The sequence below is a fragment of the Ruegeria sp. BH6 genome, assembly GCF_056538105.1.
Genome location: NZ_JBQFSR010000004.1, coordinates 145,751 through 168,346, shown reverse-complemented (window position 1 = coordinate 168,346; position 22,596 = coordinate 145,751). Strand labels below are relative to the sequence as shown.

Below are 22,596 nucleotides of genomic sequence, written 5' to 3'. Positions count from 1 at the left end.
ACCTCAGGCAGTCAGCTGTGTGTCTGAGCGCCCTAGCACTTTGGCCGTCACGATCTGTCCTTCGGTATGCGGGGTGTTGAACGCGACCTCGGTGAACTGCTCGGTGCGGCCCATATGCGGGTTTTCCATCAGGATGTGATGGGTCTTGCCGATCTGTTCGTTCAGGTGCTTTGCGACCTGTGCTTCACCCGCCGCGCGCAGCCGGGCGGCACGGTCCTTGATGATGTTGCCGTTGATCTGCTGCGGTATCCGAGCCGCTGGGGTGCCGTCGCGCTTGGAATAGGGAAAGACGTGCAGCCAAGTCAGATCACAGTCAGTGACCAGTTTCAGAGAATTCTCGAAATGCGCCTCGGTCTCAGTCGGGAAGCCAGCGATGATGTCGGCACCAAAGGTCATCTCAGGCCGCAGCTTGCGGGCCTCTTCAGTAAAGCGGATGGCATCGTCACGCAAATGGCGGCGCTTCATCCGTTTCAGGATCAGGTCATCCCCGTGCTGTAGCGACAGGTGCAGATGCGGCATCAGGCGTGGTTCGGTTGCGATGGCCTGCATCAGGTTCTCGTCCACTTCGATCGAGTCGATGGAACTGATCCTCAGCCGCGGCAGGTCAGGCACCAGTTTCAGGATGCGCATGACCAAATCGCCCAGCTTGGGCTCTGCGGGCAGGTCAGCGCCCCAAGAGGTCAGGTCAACGCCGGTCAGTACAACCTCGTTATAGCCCCGGTCCACCAGCCGCTTGATCTGATCCACCACCACGCCCGCAGGGACGCTGCGCGAGTTGCCGCGGCCATAAGGAATGATGCAGAAGGTGCAGCGATGGTCACAGCCATTCTGGACCTGCACATAAGCGCGCGAGCGGGTGCCGAACCCATCAATCAGATGTCCCGCCGTCTCAGTCACCGACATGATGTCATCGACCTGCACAGCCTCAGTCTCACCGATGAAATCCGCGGCCATGCCTTTCCAGGTGTCGGGCTGCATCTTTTCGGTGTTGCCAATCACCGCATCGACCTCCTCCATCCGGGAAAAGGTCTCGGGTTCGGTCTGCGCAGCACATCCAGTCACGATCAGCCGTGCGTCGGGGTTCTCCCGCCGCAGTTTGCGAATCTCTTGCCGGGCCTTGCGTACGGCCTCAGCCGTCACAGCGCAGGTATTCACCACCACCGCGTCGGTCAGACCGGCCTGCTGCGACAGTTCTTTCATCGCCTCAGTCTCATAGGCGTTCAGGCGACAGCCTAGCGTGGTGAATTTGGGGGCGCTCATCCCAGTGACCCCAGGAATTCCGATGTCAGAGTGCCCGAAAAGACATGACAGGTGGGGCCGGTCATCCAGACGCCATCTTCGCGCCAGTCGACCCAAATGGTGCCACCGTCCAGATCAATCTGCACCTTGCGCCCGGTCAAGCCAAGACGGGCAGCAGCCACAGCCGTCGCGCAGGAGGACGAGCCAGAAGCCAACGTGATTCCCACGCCCCGCTCCCAAACACGCATGCGGATGTGGTCCGGTCCGATGACTTGCGCCACCTGCACATTGGTGCGCTCAGGGTACAGCGGGTGATACTCGTACCGCGCGCCAAATTCTTCCAGGGGAATCGCCTCGGCGTTTTCGACAAAGAACGTGCAATGGGGATTGCCCATACCGGTCGCGGTCGGAGTACCCTCGATCGGCAATTCCAGTGTATCAACCTCTTCGGCCAACGGAATCTCGTGCCAGTTCAGCTGCGGTTGCCCCATGTTCACCGAGGTCATGCCGTCCCCGGCATCGCAGGCAAAAAGCGTGCCGCGTTCGGTGGTCAGCGTCAGTTCCGATTTGCCGCTTTCTTCCATCAGGAAACGGGCGATACAGCGCGTTGCGTTCCCGCATGCCGCTGAGGTCGACCCGTCGGCGTTATAAAACACCAGATGCGCATCTGCGTTACCGTTTTCTATCACGGCCAGCTGGTCGAAACCCACGCCGAACTGTCGGTGCCCGATTCCCCTAGCAAGCGCAGGCGAAATCTCAACACTTTGCGCGCGCGCATCTACAATGACAAAGTCATTGCCAAGCCCGTGCATCTTCATGAAGGGCAAACCAGAGGTCATCATTCGTTGCATGGCCGGCATATAACCACGCGTTTGAAAGGAATCCACCCTGCGATGCAGATTCCTGAAAAAAGGGGTTGACCCCCCCGCGTCACCTCCCTAATTAGGCCGCCTATCGGGACGCCGGAAACAAGTTAAGTGACGGTGAAACGAGGTGCAAAATAAGGGCTTGAACCCAGTCGGGAAAATACCTTAGAGAGCGCCACGGATCGAACAGATCCAACAAAAGAGTGGGCCGTTAGCTCAGTTGGTAGAGCAACTGACTTTTAATCAGTGGGTCGCAGGTTCGAATCCTGCACGGCTCACCACTTTTTCAATAAAAGCAAGATTTGTCGTGGAGCAGAAGCTGACGTTACCACGAGGTTTGTTTGCACCCCTTCCCCGATAGCTATTCACGTGTGAGCGTGCTTGCGAACGAGAAATTTAAGCCGATCAGACCTGAAGTGGGCGCAGGTCCGACATGTAAGTCTGTTCGTGCCAGTGAGTGGACTGCGCGATGACACATAGGACTGCCCGCAACTGCCCCAGTGACATCAACTAGAGCAGCACGCTGTTGCCCTTGACTCGGCAATAGGTTTGAACGAGTCAAATCTCGCACTTTATCACAAAGATGTCCGCAACCCTTTCGCGCCCCAGCGGTCTTGGATAAGACGGACATAGCGCTGTCAGAACCTCTGCCTGCGTGAAACAATTGGGAGCGTATTCATGAAGTTTCGCCCTTTGGCCCTTGCTGCCATCGTTAGCACGCTGCCCTTTGCGGCTCAGGCCCAAACTGCGAAGGATGCGCCGGGGTTGGTGGTCGAGCTGAACGCGACTGAAGATGTCGAAGGCGCCTGCCGTTTGACCTTTCTGGTCGAAAACGAAACTGCAACGGCGATAGACACTGCCAATTATCAGGTGGTGATTTTCGATGCCGCTGGTGTGTTCGAACGCTTTACCCTTTTTGGATTTCGGGACCTGCCAGCGGAACGCCCCCGCGTGCGTCAGTTTGATGTACGCGACATCACCTGTGAAAATCTTGGGCGGGTTCTGATCAATGGGCTAAGCGGCTGTACCGTCGACGGTGCTGACAGCGAAATCTGCGACAAGACACCAACCTTGCGCAGCCGTACTGAAGTGGAGCTTTTGGGATGAGTATTCTTGACGCCCTGCGCGAAATTCTGGCCCTGGGCGGGCCGGTTGTGGCCGTCCTGATCGCCATGTCCGTGGTGACGCTGGCGGTGACGCTTTACAAGCTTTGGCAATTCGCCGCCTCGGGCGTTGGTCGGCACCGGGTGCTGTCGCAGGCGCTGGACGCTTGGGATGCCGGTGACAAGCAAGCCGCCCGCGCGCGACTGGCCAAAAGCAACAGCTATCTTGCGCCGCTGGTCGGCGTGGCGATGGATGCGCCGGACGCACCCGGTCTGGATCAACGGTTGGATGCCGAGGCGGGGCTGGCGCTGGCCGGGCTTGAACGTGGTTTCCGTCTTCTGGACACGGTGGCGCAGCTGGCGCCGCTGTTGGGTCTGTTTGGTACGGTTCTGGGCATGATCGAAGCGTTCCGCAGTCTGCAAACCGCCGGGTCCTCGGTTGATCCGTCGCTGTTGGCGGGTGGTATCTGGGTGGCGCTGGTGACCACTGCGGTGGGCCTGGCGGTGGCGATGCCGACCTCGATGGTGCTGTCGTGGTTCGAAAGCCGCACCGCACGGGAACGGGTGTTCGCCGATAAGGCGCTGCGCACCGTACTGGTACCGGGGCAGGCCATCCCGCTGGCCGAGGACGCACAGAGCATGGCGGCCACGCCCGGACATGCGTAACCTCGCACCCTTTGTCAGGCGACCACTGGCGATGACACCGCTCATCGATGTGATCTTTCTGTTGCTGCTGTTTTTCATGCTGACCTCGACCTTTTCCAAATATGGCGAGATCGAGCTGAGCGCTGCCACAGCGGGCAACCCGACCGCGGACACACCTCAAGATCGCGCCTTTGTGCAGCTGGGAGAAGAAAGGCTGGTTCTGAACGGTACTCCGGTCACGCTTGCGGACCTGACCACACAGGTGACGACCGCGCAGGTGCTGGTCAGTTTGGACCCTGACACGACGGCGCAGCGGCTGGTGGACCTGCTGGTTTTGCTGCGCGGGCGCGAGGGCCTCAGCGTTCTGGTGCTGGAATGATCCGTCCTGGCCGCCCCCGCCGCAAACGCGACTCGACCATTGCGCTGATCAATGTCGTGTTCCTGATGCTGATCTTCTTTCTGATCGCGGGAACGGTGGCCACGCCGCTGGACCCTGATCTGAATCTGGTCGACACGTCCGAGTTGGAAGGCCGCGAACCGCCCGATGCGCTGGTGTTGCACCGGGACGGAACGCTCAGCTTTCGCGGCGCGCCGATGGACCCCGAAACCTATATGACAGGGCGCGACCCCGGACCGGTACGTATCGTCCCGGATCGCGAGGCGCCGGGCGCTCGGCTGATGGAAGTGACGGCTGAACTGCGGCGACTGGGCGCCGTATCCGTGTTTGTCGTGACCGAAAAGGCGCTGGAATGATCCGGGGGTCGGTGGTCATTGCGGTTCTGGCCGCGCTTCTGTCGCTGCTGCTGCATCTGACGGGGCTAAGCCTGACCGCACCCAGACTGACCGGACAATCAGGTGACACTGATACACCCGACAGGGTTGAACTGGGCAACAGTTTCGAAGATCTGGTTGAAGCCGTCGCTGAACCTGTTGAACCCGAACCGGAGGAAACGCCTGAACCTCCGGTCGAAGACCCGCCCGAACCTGCCGAGATTCCAACCAGCGAAGTGCATGTGGCCTCGGACGATCCCCAACAAACCTTTGCGCCCGATACGGGCACCTCAGAAGTGTTGCAGCCCGTTTCCCCCGAACCGGTCGAGTCAGAAGCCCCCGAACCCCAAGAGACCACGGATGGCGACCAGAGCGCCAGTGACGAGGTGGAAGAAACTCCGGACGTAGAAACTGCCGAGGTTGTCGAAGCCCCAGAAAGCAACCCCGAGGTGACCGAGCCGATTACTGAGGCCGCGGCACCTGAACCGGTTGAGGCCGAGCAGCTTGCCGCGCTGCCGGACCCGTCGGAAGACGTATTGCCATCAGTTGCGCCGGATATCCCCACCGAAAGCGAGGCGGTCGAGCCCGATATTCCCGCCGCCCAAGCCGAATCCGCACCGCAGGCAGAGGAAAGCAGCGAAGGATCAGAGCTGGCTGTGGCCTCTTCGATCCGCCCACAACTGCCGGATCGTCGCCCACAGTCTGAACCGCGGGACGTGTTGCGTAGCGTGCGGGATTTCAGCAACCTTCGGTATCCATCGCGCGAAATTGAATCCCCCCTGACCACATACGCACGCCGAGGTGTCGACAGGTTTACATCGGGCAATAGCGGCAGGCGCTCAGGCGGGCGTGGGCCCGGAAATTCTGACCGGACGAATTATGCTGGAGAGGTTCTGGTTCACCTGAACCGCGCGCCGATCGTCTATACAGCAGCGCGGGGCTTTGCGAGGGTGTTTTTCGTGATCAAGCCGGACGGAACCCTGGATTATGTCGAAGTGGTGGATACCAACGGCACACCGGATCTTGAACGGGCAGCCAAGGCACAGGTGGCAGCGGCCTCACCCTTTCCGAAACCGCCCGGAGGTGTCAGCCGGTCGCTGTCTTTTGTCTATTACGGCAACTGATCTGCCGAAGAGCTTGGCAGGCTGAGCAGGTATATTCGAAAGCGTTGGATTTTGCCGATCAGCGTGGCCGTAAGGCGTTGGCATGAGTATCGAAAACACCATTTACGGCTATTGGGCCAGTCTCTTTAAATTAAAGAGGTCGCGGCCTTTTTCTGCGATCAACTTTTTGTAACGGCTTCTGGAAGCTATGCTAATTATCTAAAAATAAATAATAAAAATTAGTTTATCTGATTTCACCTGTGCAAAGTTGCAACGCAAGCCGAGGGCAAGACGTTCGAATGTCCGCGGGCCCTGTTGAGCATGCCCGCGATTTGTTCGACTAGGCGCTCAGCCACACTTTGTAGCCAAACTCCTCTCACTCTCATGGACTTATCATGAAACAACTTCTTTTTGCGTCGACCGCAACAATTGCAACCGCAGGCATCGCAGCGGCCGAATCCGGCATCAACCTCAGCGGCTATGGCCGTTTTGGTATTGGTTACCTTGAGGACCGTCAGAACACGACACTGACCACCACCACAGCCAATGGTACGGTAAACCAATTCACGGCAGATTCTGACGAGGCCATCCTGATCTCACGTTTCCGTCTGAATATTGACGGCTTCACGGAAACTGACGGTGGCGTTCGGTTTGAAGGTCGTGTTCGTCTGCAGGCCGACGAAGACTCCGACACTGGTGAAGCCAACAACGCCGGTCTGAACGGCGCGCGGTTCTCTGTTATCTATGGTGGCTTACGTGTTGACGCCGGCAACGTGGCCGGTTCATTCGACAACCTGGATGACTATTTCGGCACCGAGCCCGGCCTGGAAGAGTTTCTGGGTCAGTATTCGGGCGTGAACTACTCGTTCCTCGAGTATGAATCGACCGGTTCGGGCGACAATGCCGTGTTCTTCCAGTACACCGTTGGTGATTTTGTTGTTTCGGCGTCCTACGACCAGAACACCATCTTTGCAAACAATGGCACTGGCGCAACCACGGACCGTGACCGCTGGGACGTAAGTGCGGCTTATACTTTCAACAACATCACCGCCTCGCTGGTTTATGGTGAAACCGATGAAGGTGATGGTGTCGAAAAGGAAAGCCTGACCGTCTTCACTTTGGGTGCCGAATTCAATGACTTCTACGGAACGCTGTTCCTGGCGGACGACGATGTGGCCGATGATGATGAAAACGGCACTGCTTACGGTTTCTCGGTCGCCTATAACCTGGGTGCAGCGACCACGTTGCAGCTGGTCTATGGTGACGGATCGGCCGATAATGACACGCGCAACATCGGTGTGGGCGCCATCTATGATCTGGGTGCGGGCGCTACACTGCGTGGTGCCGTTGGCGAAGTTAAAGACGGTGACGACGACGGCCGGATTCAGGCCGACTTTGGTGTCCGGTTCAACTTCTAAAGTGACCTGTTTGACCTAGATTCAAGGGCGGGCCTTTAGGTTCGCCCTTTTTGGTGGCCTACTGTTTTTCAAAGAACAGGATGACCTCGCCCAGCCGCACGCCATATCGCGAAACATAGGCGCGGTTCAGCAGATGATCATCGCTTAGCAGCCACATCCAGTCGTCAAAATTGACCCGCATGGTGCCGTCTTTGATCGGCAGATCGATCTTGTATGTCCAGTTGAAGGTATCACCACGCTCGACCCCGCTGGCAGCGCCCAGAACGCCAGGCGCAGTTCCGGTCCAGGTGTCCTGACCGGTTTTGATTAGGGTCCAGATGCGTTGTTCGGTGGCGCCGTCGTCATAGACGAAATCCTCGATCAGGGTCAGGGTTTCACCATCCCAAGTGCCTTGGATATCCACCGTAAATCGGCGGGGGACATTGCCCAGAACATCCTGAAACTGACCATAGGCGACGGTTTTGCCTTCAAAAAACTCCTCAAGGTTCAACTGCCGGTCGGACAGAAAGCTTTTAGGTACGCGCGGCTTGGCGGAACAGGCGGTCAGCGCGGCAAGCCCCGCGATGGCAAGGGCCGCGATCAGGATGCGGCGGGGCGTCATTGCAAGGTCCTCGTTTCTACCGCGGTGTCATAGCCATTTGAACCGCTGACATGCGCAGCTTTAGCTTCGGGCGCGGGGCGCATGGTGGCGACCAGTTCAGCGACCTTGATGCCGAATTTGCGCATCTCGGACCGGTTCATGATCACACCGTTCTCGGTCAGGTACATCCAATCGGTGACGTCCAGTGTGTGCCCGCCCGCGTCTTGGGGCAGGATGATCCGATAAGTCAGCTTCACGGTCGATCCCGAAATTGTGCCGTGACCCTCACCGACGATATCATCTGCCGTCGCGGTAAACGTGTTGCCCGTGCCCAGCGTCAGATGCCATTTGCGGGCCATCTTCTTGCCGTTGGAATAGGTGAAATACTCGGTCAGCGTGCCGGTGTTGCCATCCCATTTCCCCACCATACGGGCGACAAAGCTGTTCGACATCTTCCCATTGGGGCCATAGATCAGCCCTTCGGACAGGATTTCGCCGTTCAGGACTCCTTTCATTTTAAAGGCAGGCCCGGTGCCGCTGTAATCGGCAGGGGATTGCGAGCGAAAGCTTAGGAACCGGCGCTGAGCTGCGACCAGAACAAGGATGGCAAGCAGTAGGATAGCTACGATAGTCATTTGGCTGAGACCTCAGAAGGCAACGTCAGGAGCAGCCCGAACGCGCCGAGTTTCAGGATGCAGGGCAGCACGGCATAGGCGAGGGTGAGCGTCCGCAACGCCTCGGCCGAGTTTGCCTGTCCTGGGGTGAACCCGCTGCGTTCCAGCAGCGGCAGAGTGAAAAAGGCAGCGAGCGCGAGGCCCAGCTTGCCAGCGAATGACCAGATGCCAAATGCGGCGGATGCGTTCAGCCCCGCCCGCGTCAGCGCGACTGAGAACATCGCGGGTAGCACCACCATATCCGCCCCCAGTGCCGCGCCCGAAGCCAGGCAGATTGCGGCGAACCCGGTCAGATTACCGGCGGACAACAAAGCTGCGCCAACAAATCCCGCGATCGACAGGGGCATGGCGATGATCAGTGTTCGTTTCGGGCCAATCCGATTAGCCAGCTTTGCCCAAAGCGGAACGCTGGCCCCGGCGCTGAGGAAGAACAGGATCAGCAGTGGTCCGGCTTTTCCCGGCAATTGCAGGCGATCTTCGACAAAGAACAAAAACAGGGTCGAAGTGATGGCAACTGGCAGGCTGTTGACCAGCGCCAGCAGCAGCAAGCGCAGCGCACCAGCTTGTGCGAGCCCATTGAACGACAGGCCGTCGCCAGTAATCGGGGGTCGGCGCCAGATTGGGATCGTCAGGGTCAGGGTGAAGATCGCGATCAGGCCCAGAAACAGGCCAAAGGCGGGATAGCCCTGCGCGCTGGCTCCGAATCCTACGAAGAAGGCTGGGGCGCTGGCTGCAAGGATGACGCCTGTCAACTGCCCGCCTTCGCGCCATGCGGCCAATCTTATCAACTCTTTCGGCTCTGGCTGTATGGCAAGCGTCGCGCTGCGACCGTAAAGCAGGATGGTGCCTAAGCTGTAGGCTGAGAATAGTAGAATTAAAACAGAGACTAATAAGGCAATATTTGTTCCTGGCGGCAGTCCAAACAGCATTGGAAACCCGATCGCCAAACCAATCGCAGCGGTCGCAGCAAACAGCAGTTGCGCGTTTGGCCAGCGGTCTATGGCCCAACCAATCAGCGGATCCTGCACCAGATCGATTAACCGGATCACCAGCAGAACGGTGCCGATCACACCCAACCCGATACCAAGATTGACGGCAGCAAATCGCGGCAGATGGATATATAGCGGTATCCCCGCCGCAGCGAGCATCAGCGCATACAGACTGACACGCGGGTACAGCATCATCCGCCCTTCAATTGTCGGGTGAAACTGCCCGATCGGGTGTTGTCGCCCAGAAAAATGGACATAAAGGCGCTTTTGGCGCCGGGATAGGACAGGGTACAGGTCTTTTGGCCGTTTCGCCAAAATCCAACTTTGTTCGGGCCTTCCGAAATTGCAGTATAGTTGTCGCCCTTGCTAACCGCCTGAAAACACTTCTGTAACTGGGCCTGCGTCGGGGCAGGGTTTCCTTGTCGAGCCATCTCATCCAACGTCGATTCAACCAGTGCTTTCTGTTTCAGGGATTTGCGATAGGTCAGCTGCAATGCAAAGTCCTGCGTCCAATTGAGCGTGCTGCCTTGCGGCGTATACAGCTTGGCTTCGTAGATTGGCATGCCCAAAAACCGGAAGGTTGCGCTGCCTCTGAGTTGCGCATCAGTCAGCGTCTGGGTGATCGGTGACGCGGCCAACCCGCCCGGGGCCAGCACGATCACAGAAAACAGTGCAGCGCGGCAGGTATCAGAGATCAGCCGATGCAGGGATGGCCGGGTCTTGTGCAGGAATGCCATTGTCAGCTCCGAGTGTGTGCGGGGTGCCGTTAAGGCGCTCAACAACATGCATCGCGCTGGCAATCCCGTCTTCGTGAAAGCCATGCCGGTTGTAAGCCCCGGCAAACCAGGTTCGGTTCTGTCCCTGCATCTCGCGGATTTTTCCCTGAGCTTTCAGGGCCGCTTTGTCGAACACCGGATGGGCAAACTCGACCTTGTCATAGATTTTACCCGCGGGAATTTCCGAAGATGCGTTCAGCGTCACAAACAGCGGATCGCTGTCTGGAATATTCTGCAGTCGGTTCATCCAGTAAGTCACGCCAACATTCCCCGCTTGCGAACGGTAGGTCCAGCTGGACCAGCACGCGCGGCGGCGCGGCATCTGGCTTGGGTCACAGTGCAGGATAGCCGTGTTCGGTTGGTAGCGAATAGAGCCTAACGCAGCTCTTTCCGCATCTGTTGCGGTCTCGCCCAGAATGGCAAGGGACTGATCGGAATGGGTGGCCAATATGATTTCGTCGAACAGATCAACCTGACCCTGGCTGTGGACAGTCACACCGGCATCGCCGCGTTGAATATGCTCAACCGGGCAGGCCAGACGGATTTCACACCCGCGCTCACGTAACGCGGCATCGATGCGGCGGACATATTCGATGCTGCCGCCCTTGACAGTGTACCATTGATGCTGATTGGCGCGACCACTGGCCAGCAGGGCATGGTTGCGGAAGAATTGTACCAGCGAGCGGGCCGGGAACTGATCCACAAACTCCACCGGAGTGGACCAGATCGCGCCGCACATCGGCATCAGGTAATTGTGGCGGAACCAATGACCCAGACGCAGCTGATCGACCAGCTCTCCGATCGTGGTGTCATCGTCACGTGCGGCTTCGGGGGCTTCTTTGCCAAAGCGCAGGATGTCCGCGATCATCTTATAATAAGCAGGTCGTGCGAGGTTGCGTTTCTGCGCCGTCAGGGTGCGCAGGTTGTTCAGACCGTATTCAATGCGGCCGTTGTCGATGGTGGCACCAAAGCTCATCTCGGATTTGATGACGGGCACGTTCAGCTCATCGAACAGGCGCGTCAGATAGGGGTAGGTGGCATAATTGAAGACGATGAAACCGGTATCGACAGGTTGGTCGCCGTTTTTGCCTGCCATGACGGTTCGGGCATGGCCGCCCAGCCGGGATTCGGCCTCGAACACTGTCACATCGTTGTTTTTTGACAAATAGTAAGCGGCCGACAGACCTGAGATACCTGCACCTACTACCGCGATTTTCTTGCGTACGCCTCGGGTTTCGTCGAACATGCCATCCTCTTTGTGCGACATTTTACAATAGGATACGCAGGAAATGCCGGGGTGGATCAATCGGATTAGAAGTTTTTCGCAAAAGCACTATTTTGTGACGCCTGGAGTTTGATCCAGTGCGTCGCTCTGGCCGTAAAATCATAGACACAACTGTATTGGCCAGGGCATGAGCAGCTTTGAAGGAAAAACCTATTGGATCGTTGGCGCCAGCGAAGGGCTGGGCCGGGCTTTGGCCGAGGCGCTGAGCCGTCAGGGCGCACATCTGATCCTGTCTGCCCGCAATACCGAGCGTCTGACCGAGATTTGCTCTGCCCTGCCAAATGCGCAAGCTGTTCCGTGCGACGTGACAGATCTGGACGCTGTACGTCGTGCCGCGGTCGAGGCCGGAGAGGTGGACGGGTTGGTCTATAACGCCGGAGCTTATGAACCGATGCGCTCTGCCGATTGGAATTCCGAGGCCGTGCTGGCGATGACGGATGTGAATTACACGGGTGCCCTGCGGGTTCTGGGTGAGGTTGTACGCAGGTTCGTACGCAGGGGGCGCGGGGATATCACGCTGATTGGGTCTTTGTCGGGGTATCGGGGTTTGCCTGCAGCGGTGGGGTATGCGGCCAGCAAGGCAGCACTTGTTTCGTTGGCCGAGACCATGCGGTTCGACCTGGCGGGCACAGGGGTGACGGTGCGCATCGTCAATCCGGGCTTTATCAAGACCCGCCTGACCGAGAAGAACACTTTCAAGATGCCGATGCTGATGACGCCCGAGGAGGCGGCAGATCGTGTGGTCAAAGCGATGTCACGTCGCCGATTCCGTACGGATTTTCCAGCACCATTTTCCTGGCTGGTGCGTCTGATCGACTATCTGCCTGATTGGCTGGTTTATCGTGGAAAATAGACTCTAACAAAACTGTCCTTGGCAAAACCATCCTGCCGACATGGTACCGCCATGGCCATAAAACAGCCACAGCCGCTCGCCCTGTTCGGTCACCACCACCCAGTAATCGCGCACGCCGCTGCGCCAGTTGGGATCGTCCAGCCACCATTCCGGCGCAATGCGTTCCGGGCCCGTGGCTTGTGCCAGTTGCCAGTCGCGCCCACGCCAGCGAAAGGCGCTGGGCACGTCCGGGGTTTCCGGCGCCATCACCGGTTCGGGTTGCCACATCTGCAAGGGGCGGGGACGCGGAGGGGCAGGCCAGTCATGCGCCGGTTCCGACCAGGCTGCGGCCAGCGTCTGCGCCGTCTTCTCGGGGATATGTGAGGCCGCCGGGTGCCGCCGCGTGATCGCCTCCAGCCCCACGCGTGCGCCCAGCTTGCCGATCAGATCATCGACGCCCGTGTTGCCCTCAAGCCGATCCCGCACGGCGCGGCGGGCCTCGGCATGGCCCGCCATGGTGCGGGCGTGGATAGGCTCGGTCTGGACTGCCACAAGCCGCAGCATGTCGATGCCATAACCCGCATCAATCTTGTCGACTTTCATCTCTAACAAAGGGCGAATACGATATTTGTCAAAGGTCGGACGGGCGAGACCGACTTCGACAATCTCAGCGGCCTGATCGGCGCGATGTGCCTCAAGCCGCAGGGTGCGAACGCCGCGGCCTTTCTCCTCCAGTTTTGCACAAAGCGTGGGCAGTATCCGATCAATGGCGGCCATGACGTCTTCGATCAGACCGATTGGGTTGGGCAGGGTCATCCGCACCGCAAAGCGATGGGGCGGACGGGCGGGCGAGACCGGTTCGGGCGCGCTGCCCATGGCCTGATCCAACCGCAGCACCAGACCCCGCCCGAACCGCCGCGCCAAACTGGCACGCGGCTGGCCCAACAGATCGCCGATCCGGCGCAGGCCCAGCCGGTTCAACTGCGCCACGGTCTGATCCTCCAACCGCAGCGCCGCGATGGGCAGGGGGCTGAGCGCGCCATAGGATTGTCCCGGCGCTGCAATCCGCGCGCCACCACCCAAGGCCATCACCTGCGGCGCGGCGCCACCTTTGGTCCAGTGCCGCCGTTTGGTGGCGCGGGCACGGGTGGCACGGGCCTCTTGGCTGATGGCGTCGCCGTTGCGGTCGGATGTGGCCTCTTGCCCGGCGTATCGCGCCAACGCCCAGGCCGCGCCCAGCGTGTCGGCGATGCCCATCTGTACGCTCAGGCCCATATCGGCGCAGTCGACCTCAAGTACGCTCAGCAACGCCTCTTCGCCGCCGAACAGATGGGCGCAGCCCGACAGGTCGACAATCAGCCCGTCCGGTGATTCTTCGGCTACCCAGGGGCTGAATTTGCCTGCCCAGCGGCGCAAAGCGGTTAGAAACGCGGTCTCGGCGGGGGTATTGCGAGGGCGCATCACAAGGTTGGCGCACATGGCATGGGCATCGCGCACCGGCTGACCCACGCGCAACCCGGCGGCCTGAGCCTGTGCATTCAGCGAGGTGACAACCTGCATGTTCGCCTGCTCGGCCACCACGGCCAAAGGCCCATCCTGCAGGCCCCGCGCAGCGCGGACCAGCCGTTCAGCCCCCAGACGGGGAAACCAGAGTGAGAGTATTCGTCGTTTGGGCATCGGCAGACATCAAAATGTTCCCATTTTGTTCTTACCGTAGAATCATGCCCCGAGTCCACGCCTACCCGCAGGTCAGACGCTGAATGATCCCGGCGTCATTGACGAACACGTTCAACCGGTCGATGCGGTAATCCTGCGTGGCCAAATCATCCGGCCCTAACACACGCGCGCGTTCAGGCAGCTGGCCCTGAATGGTCGAAACCGGCTGACCAATGGAATCGCCAAAGGGTTCACCCTCGCAAAAGGCCAGATCGACCGGTGCGGCTTCGGGTGCAAGGCGGGCGTCTTCCGGTGCGGGTGGCGTTTCGGCGCAAGCGGCCAGCAAGATCAAAATCGGAATAAATCGGCGCATTGGCGTTCCTCTTTGCGGCAATGTCGTTTCTGCAATATCAAATCATTAGCCGATCTGTCACCAAAGCGCAGTTGAAAACCCTCTGCGATTGACGCAGGGTCGGGGCAAAGAAGACAGGGAGACAACGATATGCGTACCCGTGCCGCCGTCGCCGTTCAGGCCGGCAAACCCTTGGAAGTGATGGAAGTAAACCTCGAAGGCCCCAAAGCGGGCGAGGTTCTGGTGGAAATCAAGGCCACCGGCATTTGCCACACCGATGAATTCACCCTGTCGGGTGCTGACCCCGAAGGGCTGTTCCCCGCCATTCTGGGCCACGAAGGCGCGGGCGTGGTGGTCGAGGTCGGCCCGGGAGTGACCAGCCTGAAGCCGGGCGATCACGTAATCCCGCTCTACACCCCGGAATGTCGCGAATGCGAATACTGTCTGCACCCCAAGACTAACCTGTGTCAGGCGATCCGCGAAACCCAAGGTAAGGGCCTCATGCCCGATGGCACCTCGCGCTTTTCGACGCTGGATGGCGATCCGATCCTGCACTACATGGGTTGCTCGACCTTCGCTAACCACACGGTCCTGCCCGAGATTGCGCTGGCCAAGGTGCGTGAGGACGCTCCGTTCGACAAGATCTGTTACATCGGCTGCGGCGTGACGACCGGTATTGGCGCGGTGATCAACACCGCCAAGGTCGAGATTGGCAGCCGCGCCATCGTGTTCGGTCTGGGCGGTATCGGCCTGAATGTGATCCAGGGCCTGCGCCTGGCCGGAGCGGATCAGATCGTCGGCGTTGACCTGAACCCGTCTAAGGTGGAAATGGCCACGAAATTTGGCATGACCGATTTCGTCAACCCGTCCGAAGTTGAGGGCGATCTGGTCCCCTATCTGGTCAACCTGACCAAGGGCGGCGCGGACTATACTTTTGACGCCACCGGCAATGTCGGCGTAATGCGCGCGGCGCTGGAATCGGCGCATAAGGGCTGGGGAGAATCGATCATCATCGGCGTGGCACCTGCCGGGGCCGAGATCTCGACCCGCCCCTTCCAGCTGGTCACAGGCCGGTCGTGGCGTGGCACCGCCTTTGGCGGCGCGCGGGGCCGGACCGATGTACCCAAGATCGTTGATTGGTACATGGACGGGAAGATCGAGATTGACCCGATGATCACCCACACCATGGGCCTGGACGACATCAACCACGGGTTTGACCTGATGCATAAGGGCGAAAGCATCCGCTCGGTTGTGGTTTACTAAGCCTCTAGCTCCGAGAAATTTGCCTGCGGCGCGCTGATTGGCGCGCCGTATTCATTCACCCGGACGCGACGCACCCGTATCCGACCGCGGTGATCGCACCCGCAGAACCGGAGTGTTGGCGGATGCATTTGCCCGGCTCTCACGCCAAACCACAAACACGCCGGATGCAATGATGATGCTGGCTCCGACGGCGACCCAAGCGTCGGGTTTTTCGCCGAAGAAGATCATACCAAACAGCGTGGCCCAGATGATCTGGCTGTATTGGCTGGGCGCAATGACACCGGCGGGCGCGGCGCGGTAGGCAAGGATGATCAGGTGCTGGGCGATGACCGAGAACACGCCGACCAGCGCCATCATTGCCAGATGCAGCAGCGAGGGCGGCAGATACACGGCGGGTTGGGCAAGGCTCATCGCCACAATGGCCAGCAGCATCGGGTATAAGATCAATACGGCCGAGCGTTCCTCATTCCCGATCTTGCGCACCAGAACGGATGCAAAGGCGCTGCAGAACGCGGCCGTCAGGGCGGCGAGGTGGCCCAATGTGATATCGGTCGCGCCAGGACGCAGGACGATCAGCACGCCGATCAGGCCGACGCCGACAGCAGCCCAGCGTTGGGCGCGGACGACCTCTCCCAATATCGGAATCGACAGGACGGTGACGATCAGCGGAAAGGAAAACAGCAGCGAATAGACCTCGGCCAGCGGCAGAACCGAAAAGGAATAGAAAGCACAGACCATGGACGAAACCATCAAGGCCGAGCGAAGCAGTACCAGCCAAGGGTGATGGGGCAGGAAGTTCCCGGTTGTCCGGTCGGTCAGGATTGTCACCGCCATCGGCACGAAGGAAAACAGCGTGGCGAAAAAGATGATCTGCATCACCGAATAGGTCCCGCCCAGCACTTTGATCAGTGCGTCATGACTCGCAAAAACTGCAAAGCCTGCAAACGCATAGCCAAGACCCCGGAGGGTGGTGTTTTGAGTGCTCATGAGTCTGGCCTCGGGTGATGTGCGGTGTTTAGGACGGCACGGAGTGATCTCGGGCTGTCTATTCGCGCTGCATAAACCCATTTTGCAGAGTCTGATAGCCCCTATTTTACCGCTAACATGTCAAAGCCGGTATGATATCCGATCATCGCAGGATCGGCGGCGCGTCCTTAGGCTGACGGGCAGACTGAACACCCGCTTTCATCCCCACACCGATACGACGCGCCAAGGCGACCCAGGGAATGGCGGTTTCCGGTGGCAGCATCCGGGTGGCGACCTCTTCGAACAGATCCAGCCAATGGGCGAAGAATTCGGGTTTTACATCAGGCCGCTCGATATGAACCCGCTGTGGATTGCCGTCATAGCTACGCTCGAACAGGATGGCGTTGCGCCAGAAGGCGGCAATTTTTTCCTCATGCGCGGGCCAGTCATCGACATGTCGGTTGAAGATTGGCCCCAGCACATTGTCTTCCCGAACGCGAGCATAGAAGGCGCTGACCTGCGCGTTGATTTGTTCGGGCGTTGCGGGGAATCGCGGGGGCAGTGTTGGTCTGGACATGCGTGATCTCGGGGTTTCGATTTTGTTCGCGGTCAATAGCCGGTTCAGGGGTTACGCTACAGGGGTGGTTTTGTCGCGCGTCTCTGGCGTCAGAATATGCCGCAGCAGGGCCACCGGATGCGCCTTGAGGCTGAGACGGGTGGCCACATAATCCTCAACCACCTGTTCGCCCAGCGTCATCTGGGGCAGATAGGCTTCGGGCTCGTCCAGCGCCTCGCCTTCCAGATCCCGCGAGAACAGCGGCAGCGGTTTGGCAGTGGCAATCGCCTTGGCCTGCCACAGCGCCTCGCGCCGGGTCAGGTCGCAAGCGGAGAAGGCATCAGCCTCGGCCAGCCGTTCGATCACCGACGGCCCCAGCCCGGCGCGGCGCCAAACATCGTCGACCTGGGTGTAGCCGTTGCCGCGCGCGGCGGTCAGCCAACTGGCGTCTTCCTCGCTGAGGCCTTTGATCTGGCGAAACCCCAGCCGCAGGGCCAGCCCACCATGACCGTCGGGTTCCATCACATTGTCCCAGAAACTGGCATTGATGCAGACCGGGCGCACCTGAACCCCATGTTCGCGTGCATCCCGCACGATCTGGGCAGGCGCATAGAAGCCCATCGGTTGCGAGTTCAGCAGCGCGCAGGCGAAGATGCCCGGGTGATGGCATTTGATCCAGGCCGAGGCGTAGACCAGCAGCGCAAAACTGGCGGCGTGGCTTTCGGGGAAGCCATAGGACCCAAAGCCTTCGATCTGTGAGAAACAGCGCTCGGCGAATTCGTCATCATAGCCGTTGCGCTTCATGCCGCGCAAAAACAGCGCGCGGAATTCGCTGACATTGCCGTGTTTCTTGAAGGTCGCCAGCGACCGGCGCAGGCGGTCGGCCTGTTCCGGGGTAAACCCGGCACCGACAATGGCGATCTGCATTGCCTGTTCCTGAAACAACGGAACGCCCAGCGTTTTTCCCAGCACCTCGCCCAACGCGTCCGAGGGAAAGCTGACCTCCTCTTCTCCGTTGCGGCGGCGGATATAGGGGTGGACCATGTCGCCTTGGATGGGGCCGGGGCGGATGATGGCAACCTCGATCACCAGATCATAGAAATTGCGTGGTCGCATCCGGGGCAGAAAGTTCATCTGCGCACGTGATTCTACCTGAAACACGCCGATACTGTCTGCCTTGCACAGCATGTCATAAACCATTGGGTCCTCGGGCGGCAGGGTGGCCAGCGTATAGCTGGTCTGGTGGTGTTGGCCGATCAGGTCGAACGCCTTGCGTATGCAGGTGAGCATTCCGAGGCTGAGGACATCGACCTTGAGGATACCCAGAGAGTCGATGTCATCCTTATCCCAGCAGATGACCGTGCGGTCCTCCATCGTGGCGTTTTCGATGGGGACCAGCTCGTCCAAACGCCCCTCGGTGATAATGAAACCGCCGACATGTTGCGAAAGGTGGCGGGGGAAACCGTTGATCTCATAGACCAGCATTAGAGTCTGTTTTAGGCGGCGATCCTCGGGGTCGAGACCGATTTCGCGCATGCGTTCAGCCTCGAGCCCGGCGGCAGAGAAAAAGCCCCAGAGTTGTGAGGATAAGGCTGAAATGGTGTCTTCGGTCAGGCCCATCGCCCGCCCGACCTCACGAATGGCGCGTTTGCCGCGATAGTGGATCACGGTGGCGCAGAGACCCGCACGGTGGCGGCCATAGCGGTCGTAGATGTGCTGGATCACCTCTTCACGCCGTTCATGTTCGAAATCGACGTCGATATCGGGGGGCTCATCGCGGGCCTCGGACACGAAGCGTTCAAAGACCATGGTGCCCATCTCGGGGCTGACTTCGGTGATGCCAAGGCAGAAGCAGACCACCGAGTTGGCCGCCGAGCCCCGCCCCTGGCACAGGATACCGCGCGAGCGGGCGAAATGGACGATGTCGCGGACGGTCAGGAAGTAGGGTTCGTATTTCAGCTTGCCGATCAGGGTCAGTTCATGCGCCAGCATCTTTTGCGCCTTTTCCGACGCGCCCGCCGGATAGCGCCATTTTAAACCCTCATGCGCCAGGCGGTGCAGGCGTTGGGTCGGGGTTTCCTGTTCGCTACCTTCGCTGGGATATTCATAGCGCAGCTCGTGCAGAGAAAAGGTTAGCTGTTCGCTGAGTTGATGGGCGCGGGTGACCGCGCCTTCGTGGCCTTTGAATATCCGCAGCATCTCGGCCTCAGACCGCAGGCGCTGTTCCCCGTTGGCCAGCGCCTCGCGACCGAGCTCATCGACTTTGCGGCGTAGTCGGATAGCGGTCACTACATCGGCCAGCTTGCGACGGGTGCCGTGATGCATCAGCGGTGTGCCACTGGCTAGGGTGGGAATGCCGAGTTGCTTCGATTCAGTCTCTAATAAAGAGAAATAAGCAGTATCTGCGCCATCATACCGGGGGTGCATCAACAGATGCATCCGTCCGACAAAGCGGCGCGTCAGCTGTTGCGCCTGTGTCCGCCATCCGTTCGCGCCGCCCGGAGACGGTGTCGCCTGTGGCCAGAGCAGCAGGTGGAGACCGTCGGAAAACTCCAGCAGGTCGGACAGTTGTAGAATGCAGTCGCCCTTTTCGGCGCGCAGGCGGCCTTTGGACAGGATACGGCACAGGTTGGCCCAGCCCTGCCGGTTCAGGGGTAGGGCGGTGACGGTGGGCGCGTCGGTAAAGATCAGCCGCGCCGCTGGGATCAGGCGCGGCACCGCGTGGATGGGGTAAGAGGGCGGTTTGGGGATGTGATCGGGGCAAGGTGGGCCGATAGAGGTGTTCTGCACTCCCCACTCCAGCCGTTCACGTACCTTGCGGGCGATTTCGCGCGCTTGGGTATGGGCACGGACGATTCCGGCGACCGAGTTGTCATCGGCAATCGCGATGGCCGGTAGGCCAAGGGTGACGGCACGCTCCATGTATTCCTCGGGATGTGAAGCCCCGGTGAGAAAGGTAAAATTCGACGTGATCGACAGTTCGGCATACATGGCGATTCCATATTATATTCATGTTTTGTTCTTTTTCGAGTCCTTTGCGCAGGAAACGGGTCGATTGGGATTTTCCGGGTGGGCATGATTGGGCAAAAGGAGACGCAAAATGTTCAAGATCACCGCATTGGCAACCGACGAAGTGCGCGCCCTTCAGGCTGGTCACCCGGATGCTTATGGTGCCACGCCAGAGCGCGCGACATCCACAGGCACAGGCAATCCATGCCGCCATTGCCTGCAGAATATTCCTGAGGGCGAAGAGATGTTGATATTGGCGCACCGGCCTTTTCTAAAGACACATCCTTACGCGGAAACGGGTCCGATATTTCTATGCGCTGCACAGTGTGAGCGGTACGAAGGGAAAGGGCTGCCTGAAATTCTGACCACGTCACCCGACTATCTGATCAAGGGCTACGGAACCGATGACCGGATCGTCTATGGCACCGGAGCGATCACACCCACAGACCAGATTGCCACTGCCGTCAGGGATATCTTTGCCCGCCCCGATGTGAGCTATATCCACGTCCGATCCGCGCGAAACAATTGCTACCAGGCTCGAATCGACCGGGTCTAAAGCTTGACCCGGTGCAGGCCCCGGCGCGGCTGATCCTGATCGTCCGCCGGGGTTTCATTCGCGCGGGATGAGGTAAGGGCGAGGAAGACATCCTCGAGATCCGCTTCTTCGGTACGAACATCGCGGATGCGGATGCCGGCAGAGCGTACGGATTCCAGAACCTGTTCGGCACTGGTCTGGGCGCTGCGATAGCTCAATACCAAGGTGCCATCGTCTCGCAAAGCGGCTTCGACGCCTTCGGTCGTCGGCAAATCGGTCACCGGGCTATCCGGAGCAATCACCATGGTGCGACTGTCCACCCGGCCCAGCAGGTTGGCGGTGCTGTCCTGCGCGATCATTTCGCCGTGGTTGATGATGGCGATCTCGTCACACATTTCCTGTGCTTCTTCCAGATAATGCGTGGTCAGGATGATGGTCATGCCCTGTTCATTCAGCTTGCGCACATTGGCCCACAGCATCTGACGCAGTTCGATATCCACGCCCGCCGTCGGTTCATCCAGCACAAGGATCTTAGGATGATGCACCAGCGCCTTGGCCAACAGCAGCCGCCGCCGCATCCCGCCCGAGAGGGTTCGCGCATAGGCCTCGGCCTTGTCGCTGAGGCCAACAAGCTCCAGAATCTCATCGCTGCGGCGCTGTGCTTTGGGCACGCCGTAAAGGCCAGCCTGTACCTCAAGCGCACCGCGCGGGGTGAAAAACGGGTCGAGGTTCAGTTCCTGCGGCATCACGCCAATGGAAGCACGGGACTGGCGCGGGCTCTGGTCCTGATCGTAGCCCCAGATCGATACATGGCCCGAGGTTTTCACCACCAGCCCGGCCAGGATGTTGATCAGGGTCGATTTTCCGGCCCCGTTCGGCCCCAGCAGGCCAAAGACTGACCCTCGTGGAACGGTCAGGTCGATGCCTTTCAATGCGCTCTTTTCGGGCTGGCCCTTGCCGCCACGATAGGTTTTGCGCAGCCCTTCGATCCTGATTGCCGCATCGGCCATGTGACCCTTGCCCCCGGTTTGCTCATCGCTCATAAACGCACCTAATGCATGCCCGCGAGGCCGACAACCGAAGAAGGATCGCCAGCCGTGACAATCGAAGCGCCGGAAACCAAGATCGTCGAAACCGCCCGTGTCGCCTGTGACGGCGGCGAAGGCGCATTGGGCCATCCGCGCGTCTGGCTGCAAATCCCCGAGGATATCGGTTGGGTCGAGTGTCCGTACTGTGATTGCAAATTTGTGCTGTCCGGCAGCCAGGCACAAAGCTGACAGAGTGGCAGGTGCCGCGCGAAACGGAGGCCGGATGCCATATGCAGTGCAGCTTTTGCGGCTATCGGATCAGGAGCCACTGGCAAAAGGCGGCCACAGAAATGTGTATGCCTACCCGGATCAGCCCGCGCTTTTGATCAAGGTGACACGGCCCCGTACACGCCGGAACCGCTCGTTCTCTAAACGGTTGGTGCGGCGGATTTTGCCGGACACCGCCTTTCGCAACGCCTTGAAAGAGATCGAATGTGAGATGAAAGCCGCGCTGAAAAGCGGTGAGGAAATCGCGCAGCTGCCATTGGCACGGTCGTTCGGCGTTGTGCAGACAGATGTCGGGCCGGGGGTTGTGGTTGAACGGATTCAATCCAGCGATGGCCAGCTTGCGAACCATCTTTTGTCGATGTGCCGACAGCAGGGGCTGAGCGATCAGATGCTGAGTGACCTCAACCGTTTTGTGGAAAAGTTGTTCGAACTGCAGATTGTGGGCCGTGACATCCACGCGGAAAACATCGTCTACGGGTTGCGCGGTCAGACCCGGATGTTTCTTCTGATCGATGGGTATGGTGAGCGTAACCTTGTTCCCTTGCGGTCACTGAGCCGTCGTTTGAATGATCGGTCCCTAAACAAGCAGATGCAGCAAATCGCAGATCGTACAGGGCTGGTCTGGGATAAGGCGCGCAGGGTATTCAACCTCGGCTAAGCAA

General features: G+C 59.5%; 24 protein-coding genes and 1 tRNA gene. 12 read left to right on the top strand and 13 right to left on the bottom strand.

Translation table 11 applies throughout. The annotated features are described in order from the left end of the window. Window positions 1-3 precede the first annotated feature (3 nt). Both mtaB and dapF read right to left on the bottom strand, forming a co-directional pair. Window positions 4-1,260 carry a tRNA (N(6)-L-threonylcarbamoyladenosine(37)-C(2))-methylthiotransferase MtaB gene (gene mtaB / locus ACR0B8_RS11150; protein ID WP_170349664.1) on the bottom strand — a complete coding sequence of 419 codons (1,257 nt, stop codon included), beginning with the start codon at window positions 1,258-1,260 and terminating at the stop codon, window positions 4-6. After that, window positions 1,257-2,099: a diaminopimelate epimerase gene (dapF, locus tag ACR0B8_RS11145; RefSeq protein WP_226689058.1), complete on the bottom strand. Its 843-nt coding sequence runs from the start codon at window positions 2,097-2,099 to the stop codon at window positions 1,257-1,259. Before dapF ends, mtaB begins: the two co-directional genes overlap by 4 nt. 211 nt (window positions 2,100-2,310) lie before the next feature. Between dapF and ACR0B8_RS11140 the strand changes: the two genes are divergently transcribed. From ACR0B8_RS11140 to ACR0B8_RS11110, 7 genes are all read left to right on the top strand, one after another. Next, window positions 2,311-2,386 (top strand) — tRNA-Lys (locus tag ACR0B8_RS11140). Window positions 2,387-2,783: 397 nt separating this feature from the next. After that, on the top strand, window positions 2,784-3,212 hold the full coding sequence (locus ACR0B8_RS11135; RefSeq protein ID WP_170360917.1) for a hypothetical protein: 429 nt from the start codon (window positions 2,784-2,786) through the stop codon (window positions 3,210-3,212). Continuing rightward, window positions 3,209-3,874: a MotA/TolQ/ExbB proton channel family protein gene (locus ACR0B8_RS11130; RefSeq protein WP_170360915.1), complete on the top strand. Its 666-nt coding sequence runs from the start codon at window positions 3,209-3,211 to the stop codon at window positions 3,872-3,874. The genes ACR0B8_RS11135 and ACR0B8_RS11130 overlap by 4 nt, the downstream gene beginning before the upstream one ends. Before the next feature lie 31 nt (window positions 3,875-3,905). Then, window positions 3,906-4,232: a biopolymer transporter ExbD gene (locus tag ACR0B8_RS11125; protein ID WP_480658520.1), complete on the top strand. Its 327-nt coding sequence runs from the start codon at window positions 3,906-3,908 to the stop codon at window positions 4,230-4,232. Continuing rightward, window positions 4,229-4,606, top strand: a complete 378-nt coding sequence (locus ACR0B8_RS11120; protein WP_170349681.1) for an ExbD/TolR family protein — start codon at window positions 4,229-4,231, stop codon at window positions 4,604-4,606. Before ACR0B8_RS11125 ends, ACR0B8_RS11120 begins: the two co-directional genes overlap by 4 nt. Next, window positions 4,603-5,748 carry a TonB family protein gene (locus ACR0B8_RS11115; RefSeq protein ID WP_226689059.1) on the top strand — a complete coding sequence of 382 codons (1,146 nt, stop codon included), beginning with the start codon at window positions 4,603-4,605 and terminating at the stop codon, window positions 5,746-5,748. The genes ACR0B8_RS11120 and ACR0B8_RS11115 overlap by 4 nt, the downstream gene beginning before the upstream one ends. 374 nt (window positions 5,749-6,122) lie before the next feature. Further along, a complete protein-coding gene (locus ACR0B8_RS11110) occupies window positions 6,123-7,145 on the top strand; it encodes a porin (protein WP_226689060.1) in 1,023 nt (340 codons plus the stop codon). Window positions 7,146-7,203: 58 nt separating this feature from the next. Here ACR0B8_RS11110 and ACR0B8_RS11105 read toward each other — a convergent pair whose 3' ends face one another. From ACR0B8_RS11105 to ACR0B8_RS11085, 5 genes are read right to left on the bottom strand one after another with little or no spacing between them, the layout of a single operon-like run. Then, window positions 7,204-7,746: a DUF3833 domain-containing protein gene (locus ACR0B8_RS11105; protein WP_226689061.1), complete on the bottom strand. Its 543-nt coding sequence runs from the start codon at window positions 7,744-7,746 to the stop codon at window positions 7,204-7,206. After that, a complete protein-coding gene (locus ACR0B8_RS11100) occupies window positions 7,743-8,360 on the bottom strand; it encodes a DUF3833 domain-containing protein (protein ID WP_170396706.1) in 618 nt (205 codons plus the stop codon). The genes ACR0B8_RS11105 and ACR0B8_RS11100 overlap by 4 nt, the downstream gene beginning before the upstream one ends. Continuing rightward, entirely contained in the window at window positions 8,357-9,580 is a 1,224-nt protein-coding gene (locus tag ACR0B8_RS11095) for an MFS transporter (RefSeq protein ID WP_226689127.1), read from the bottom strand. Before ACR0B8_RS11095 ends, ACR0B8_RS11100 begins: the two co-directional genes overlap by 4 nt. Further along, window positions 9,580-10,125 (bottom strand): chalcone isomerase family protein, encoded by a 546-nt coding sequence (locus ACR0B8_RS11090; protein WP_226689062.1) that lies wholly within the window; start codon window positions 10,123-10,125, stop codon window positions 9,580-9,582. The genes ACR0B8_RS11095 and ACR0B8_RS11090 overlap by 1 nt, the downstream gene beginning before the upstream one ends. After that, the gene (locus ACR0B8_RS11085) at window positions 10,076-11,410 is read right to left on the bottom strand and encodes an NAD(P)/FAD-dependent oxidoreductase (RefSeq protein ID WP_226689063.1); all 1,335 of its coding nucleotides are present in this window, start codon (window positions 11,408-11,410) and stop codon (window positions 10,076-10,078) included. The genes ACR0B8_RS11090 and ACR0B8_RS11085 overlap by 50 nt, the downstream gene beginning before the upstream one ends. A gap of 166 nt (window positions 11,411-11,576) precedes the next feature. On the opposite strand from ACR0B8_RS11085, the gene ACR0B8_RS11080 reads away from it, so the two are divergent. After that, entirely contained in the window at window positions 11,577-12,302 is a 726-nt protein-coding gene (locus ACR0B8_RS11080; RefSeq protein ID WP_170396700.1) for an SDR family NAD(P)-dependent oxidoreductase, read from the top strand. Window positions 12,303-12,305: 3 nt separating this feature from the next. Here ACR0B8_RS11080 and ACR0B8_RS11075 read toward each other — a convergent pair whose 3' ends face one another. Both ACR0B8_RS11075 and ACR0B8_RS11070 read right to left on the bottom strand, forming a co-directional pair. Next, window positions 12,306-13,958 (bottom strand): DNA polymerase Y family protein, encoded by a 1,653-nt coding sequence (locus ACR0B8_RS11075; RefSeq protein ID WP_226689064.1) that lies wholly within the window; start codon window positions 13,956-13,958, stop codon window positions 12,306-12,308. Between the two features lie 61 nt (window positions 13,959-14,019). After that, window positions 14,020-14,310 carry an I78 family peptidase inhibitor gene (locus tag ACR0B8_RS11070; protein WP_170349690.1) on the bottom strand — a complete coding sequence of 97 codons (291 nt, stop codon included), beginning with the start codon at window positions 14,308-14,310 and terminating at the stop codon, window positions 14,020-14,022. Window positions 14,311-14,439: 129 nt separating this feature from the next. Here ACR0B8_RS11070 and ACR0B8_RS11065 point away from each other — a divergent pair, with 129 nt between their 5' ends. Then, the gene (locus ACR0B8_RS11065; protein ID WP_170360895.1) at window positions 14,440-15,552 is read left to right on the top strand and encodes an S-(hydroxymethyl)glutathione dehydrogenase/class III alcohol dehydrogenase; all 1,113 of its coding nucleotides are present in this window, start codon (window positions 14,440-14,442) and stop codon (window positions 15,550-15,552) included. A gap of 51 nt (window positions 15,553-15,603) precedes the next feature. On the opposite strand, the gene ACR0B8_RS11060 is transcribed toward ACR0B8_RS11065, so the two are convergent. The 3 genes from ACR0B8_RS11060 to ACR0B8_RS11050 form a co-directional block, all read right to left on the bottom strand. Continuing rightward, window positions 15,604-16,539, bottom strand: coding sequence for a DMT family transporter (locus ACR0B8_RS11060; RefSeq protein WP_170360893.1), 936 nt, complete (start codon window positions 16,537-16,539; stop codon window positions 15,604-15,606). 142 nt (window positions 16,540-16,681) lie between these two features. Beyond that, complete coding sequence (locus ACR0B8_RS11055) at window positions 16,682-17,095, bottom strand: group III truncated hemoglobin (protein ID WP_170360890.1); 414 nt, start codon at window positions 17,093-17,095, stop codon at window positions 16,682-16,684. 51 nt (window positions 17,096-17,146) lie between these two features. Then, entirely contained in the window at window positions 17,147-20,065 is a 2,919-nt protein-coding gene (locus ACR0B8_RS11050) for an error-prone DNA polymerase (RefSeq protein ID WP_226689065.1), read from the bottom strand. Between the two features lie 109 nt (window positions 20,066-20,174). On the opposite strand from ACR0B8_RS11050, the gene ACR0B8_RS11045 reads away from it, so the two are divergent. Next, the gene (locus ACR0B8_RS11045) at window positions 20,175-20,639 is read left to right on the top strand and encodes a DUF1203 domain-containing protein (protein WP_480658525.1); all 465 of its coding nucleotides are present in this window, start codon (window positions 20,175-20,177) and stop codon (window positions 20,637-20,639) included. On the opposite strand, the gene ACR0B8_RS11040 is transcribed toward ACR0B8_RS11045, so the two are convergent. Beyond that, window positions 20,636-21,628, bottom strand: a complete 993-nt coding sequence (locus ACR0B8_RS11040) for an ABC transporter ATP-binding protein (RefSeq protein ID WP_170550482.1) — start codon at window positions 21,626-21,628, stop codon at window positions 20,636-20,638. The genes ACR0B8_RS11045 and ACR0B8_RS11040 overlap by 4 nt on opposite strands. Window positions 21,629-21,715: 87 nt before the next feature. Here ACR0B8_RS11040 and ACR0B8_RS11035 point away from each other — a divergent pair, with 87 nt between their 5' ends. Together ACR0B8_RS11035 and ACR0B8_RS11030 are read left to right on the top strand one after the other, a co-directional pair. Continuing rightward, the gene (locus ACR0B8_RS11035; protein ID WP_170349697.1) at window positions 21,716-21,895 is read left to right on the top strand and encodes a zinc-finger domain-containing protein; all 180 of its coding nucleotides are present in this window, start codon (window positions 21,716-21,718) and stop codon (window positions 21,893-21,895) included. A gap of 34 nt (window positions 21,896-21,929) precedes the next feature. Then, window positions 21,930-22,592 (top strand): YrbL family protein, encoded by a 663-nt coding sequence (locus tag ACR0B8_RS11030; protein ID WP_170360885.1) that lies wholly within the window; start codon window positions 21,930-21,932, stop codon window positions 22,590-22,592. Window positions 22,593-22,596: the final 4 nt, after the last annotated feature.

Excerpts from the sequence above, each read along its gene's own strand:
- ACR0B8_RS11070 (WP_170349690.1), bottom strand. The coding sequence starts at position 14,310 with ATGCGCCGATTTATTCCGATTTTGATCTTGCTGGCCGCTTGCGCCGAA.
- ACR0B8_RS11050 (WP_226689065.1), bottom strand. The coding sequence starts at position 20,065 with ATGTATGCCGAACTGTCGATCACGTCGAATTTTACCTTTCTCACCGGG.
- ACR0B8_RS11105 (WP_226689061.1), bottom strand. The coding sequence starts at position 7,746 with ATGACGCCCCGCCGCATCCTGATCGCGGCCCTTGCCATCGCGGGGCTT.
- ACR0B8_RS11055 (WP_170360890.1), bottom strand. The coding sequence starts at position 17,095 with ATGTCCAGACCAACACTGCCCCCGCGATTCCCCGCAACGCCCGAACAA.
- mtaB (WP_170349664.1), bottom strand. The coding sequence starts at position 1,260 with ATGAGCGCCCCCAAATTCACCACGCTAGGCTGTCGCCTGAACGCCTAT.
- ACR0B8_RS11080 (WP_170396700.1), top strand. The coding sequence starts at position 11,577 with ATGAGCAGCTTTGAAGGAAAAACCTATTGGATCGTTGGCGCCAGCGAA.
- dapF (WP_226689058.1), bottom strand. The coding sequence starts at position 2,099 with ATGCCGGCCATGCAACGAATGATGACCTCTGGTTTGCCCTTCATGAAG.
- ACR0B8_RS11040 (WP_170550482.1), bottom strand. The coding sequence starts at position 21,628 with ATGGCCGATGCGGCAATCAGGATCGAAGGGCTGCGCAAAACCTATCGT.
- ACR0B8_RS11095 (WP_226689127.1), bottom strand. The coding sequence starts at position 9,580 with ATGCTGTACCCGCGTGTCAGTCTGTATGCGCTGATGCTCGCTGCGGCG.
- ACR0B8_RS11115 (WP_226689059.1), top strand. The coding sequence starts at position 4,603 with ATGATCCGGGGGTCGGTGGTCATTGCGGTTCTGGCCGCGCTTCTGTCG.
- ACR0B8_RS11125 (WP_480658520.1), top strand. The coding sequence starts at position 3,906 with ATGACACCGCTCATCGATGTGATCTTTCTGTTGCTGCTGTTTTTCATG.
- ACR0B8_RS11045 (WP_480658525.1), top strand. The coding sequence starts at position 20,175 with ATGTTCAAGATCACCGCATTGGCAACCGACGAAGTGCGCGCCCTTCAG.
- ACR0B8_RS11065 (WP_170360895.1), top strand. The coding sequence starts at position 14,440 with ATGCGTACCCGTGCCGCCGTCGCCGTTCAGGCCGGCAAACCCTTGGAA.
- ACR0B8_RS11060 (WP_170360893.1), bottom strand. The coding sequence starts at position 16,539 with ATGAGCACTCAAAACACCACCCTCCGGGGTCTTGGCTATGCGTTTGCA.
- ACR0B8_RS11100 (WP_170396706.1), bottom strand. The coding sequence starts at position 8,360 with ATGACTATCGTAGCTATCCTACTGCTTGCCATCCTTGTTCTGGTCGCA.
- ACR0B8_RS11135 (WP_170360917.1), top strand. The coding sequence starts at position 2,784 with ATGAAGTTTCGCCCTTTGGCCCTTGCTGCCATCGTTAGCACGCTGCCC.
- ACR0B8_RS11075 (WP_226689064.1), bottom strand. The coding sequence starts at position 13,958 with ATGCCCAAACGACGAATACTCTCACTCTGGTTTCCCCGTCTGGGGGCT.
- ACR0B8_RS11130 (WP_170360915.1), top strand. The coding sequence starts at position 3,209 with ATGAGTATTCTTGACGCCCTGCGCGAAATTCTGGCCCTGGGCGGGCCG.
- ACR0B8_RS11090 (WP_226689062.1), bottom strand. The coding sequence starts at position 10,125 with ATGGCATTCCTGCACAAGACCCGGCCATCCCTGCATCGGCTGATCTCT.
- ACR0B8_RS11110 (WP_226689060.1), top strand. The coding sequence starts at position 6,123 with ATGAAACAACTTCTTTTTGCGTCGACCGCAACAATTGCAACCGCAGGC.
- ACR0B8_RS11030 (WP_170360885.1), top strand. The coding sequence starts at position 21,930 with ATGCCATATGCAGTGCAGCTTTTGCGGCTATCGGATCAGGAGCCACTG.
- ACR0B8_RS11120 (WP_170349681.1), top strand. The coding sequence starts at position 4,229 with ATGATCCGTCCTGGCCGCCCCCGCCGCAAACGCGACTCGACCATTGCG.
- ACR0B8_RS11085 (WP_226689063.1), bottom strand. The coding sequence starts at position 11,410 with ATGTTCGACGAAACCCGAGGCGTACGCAAGAAAATCGCGGTAGTAGGT.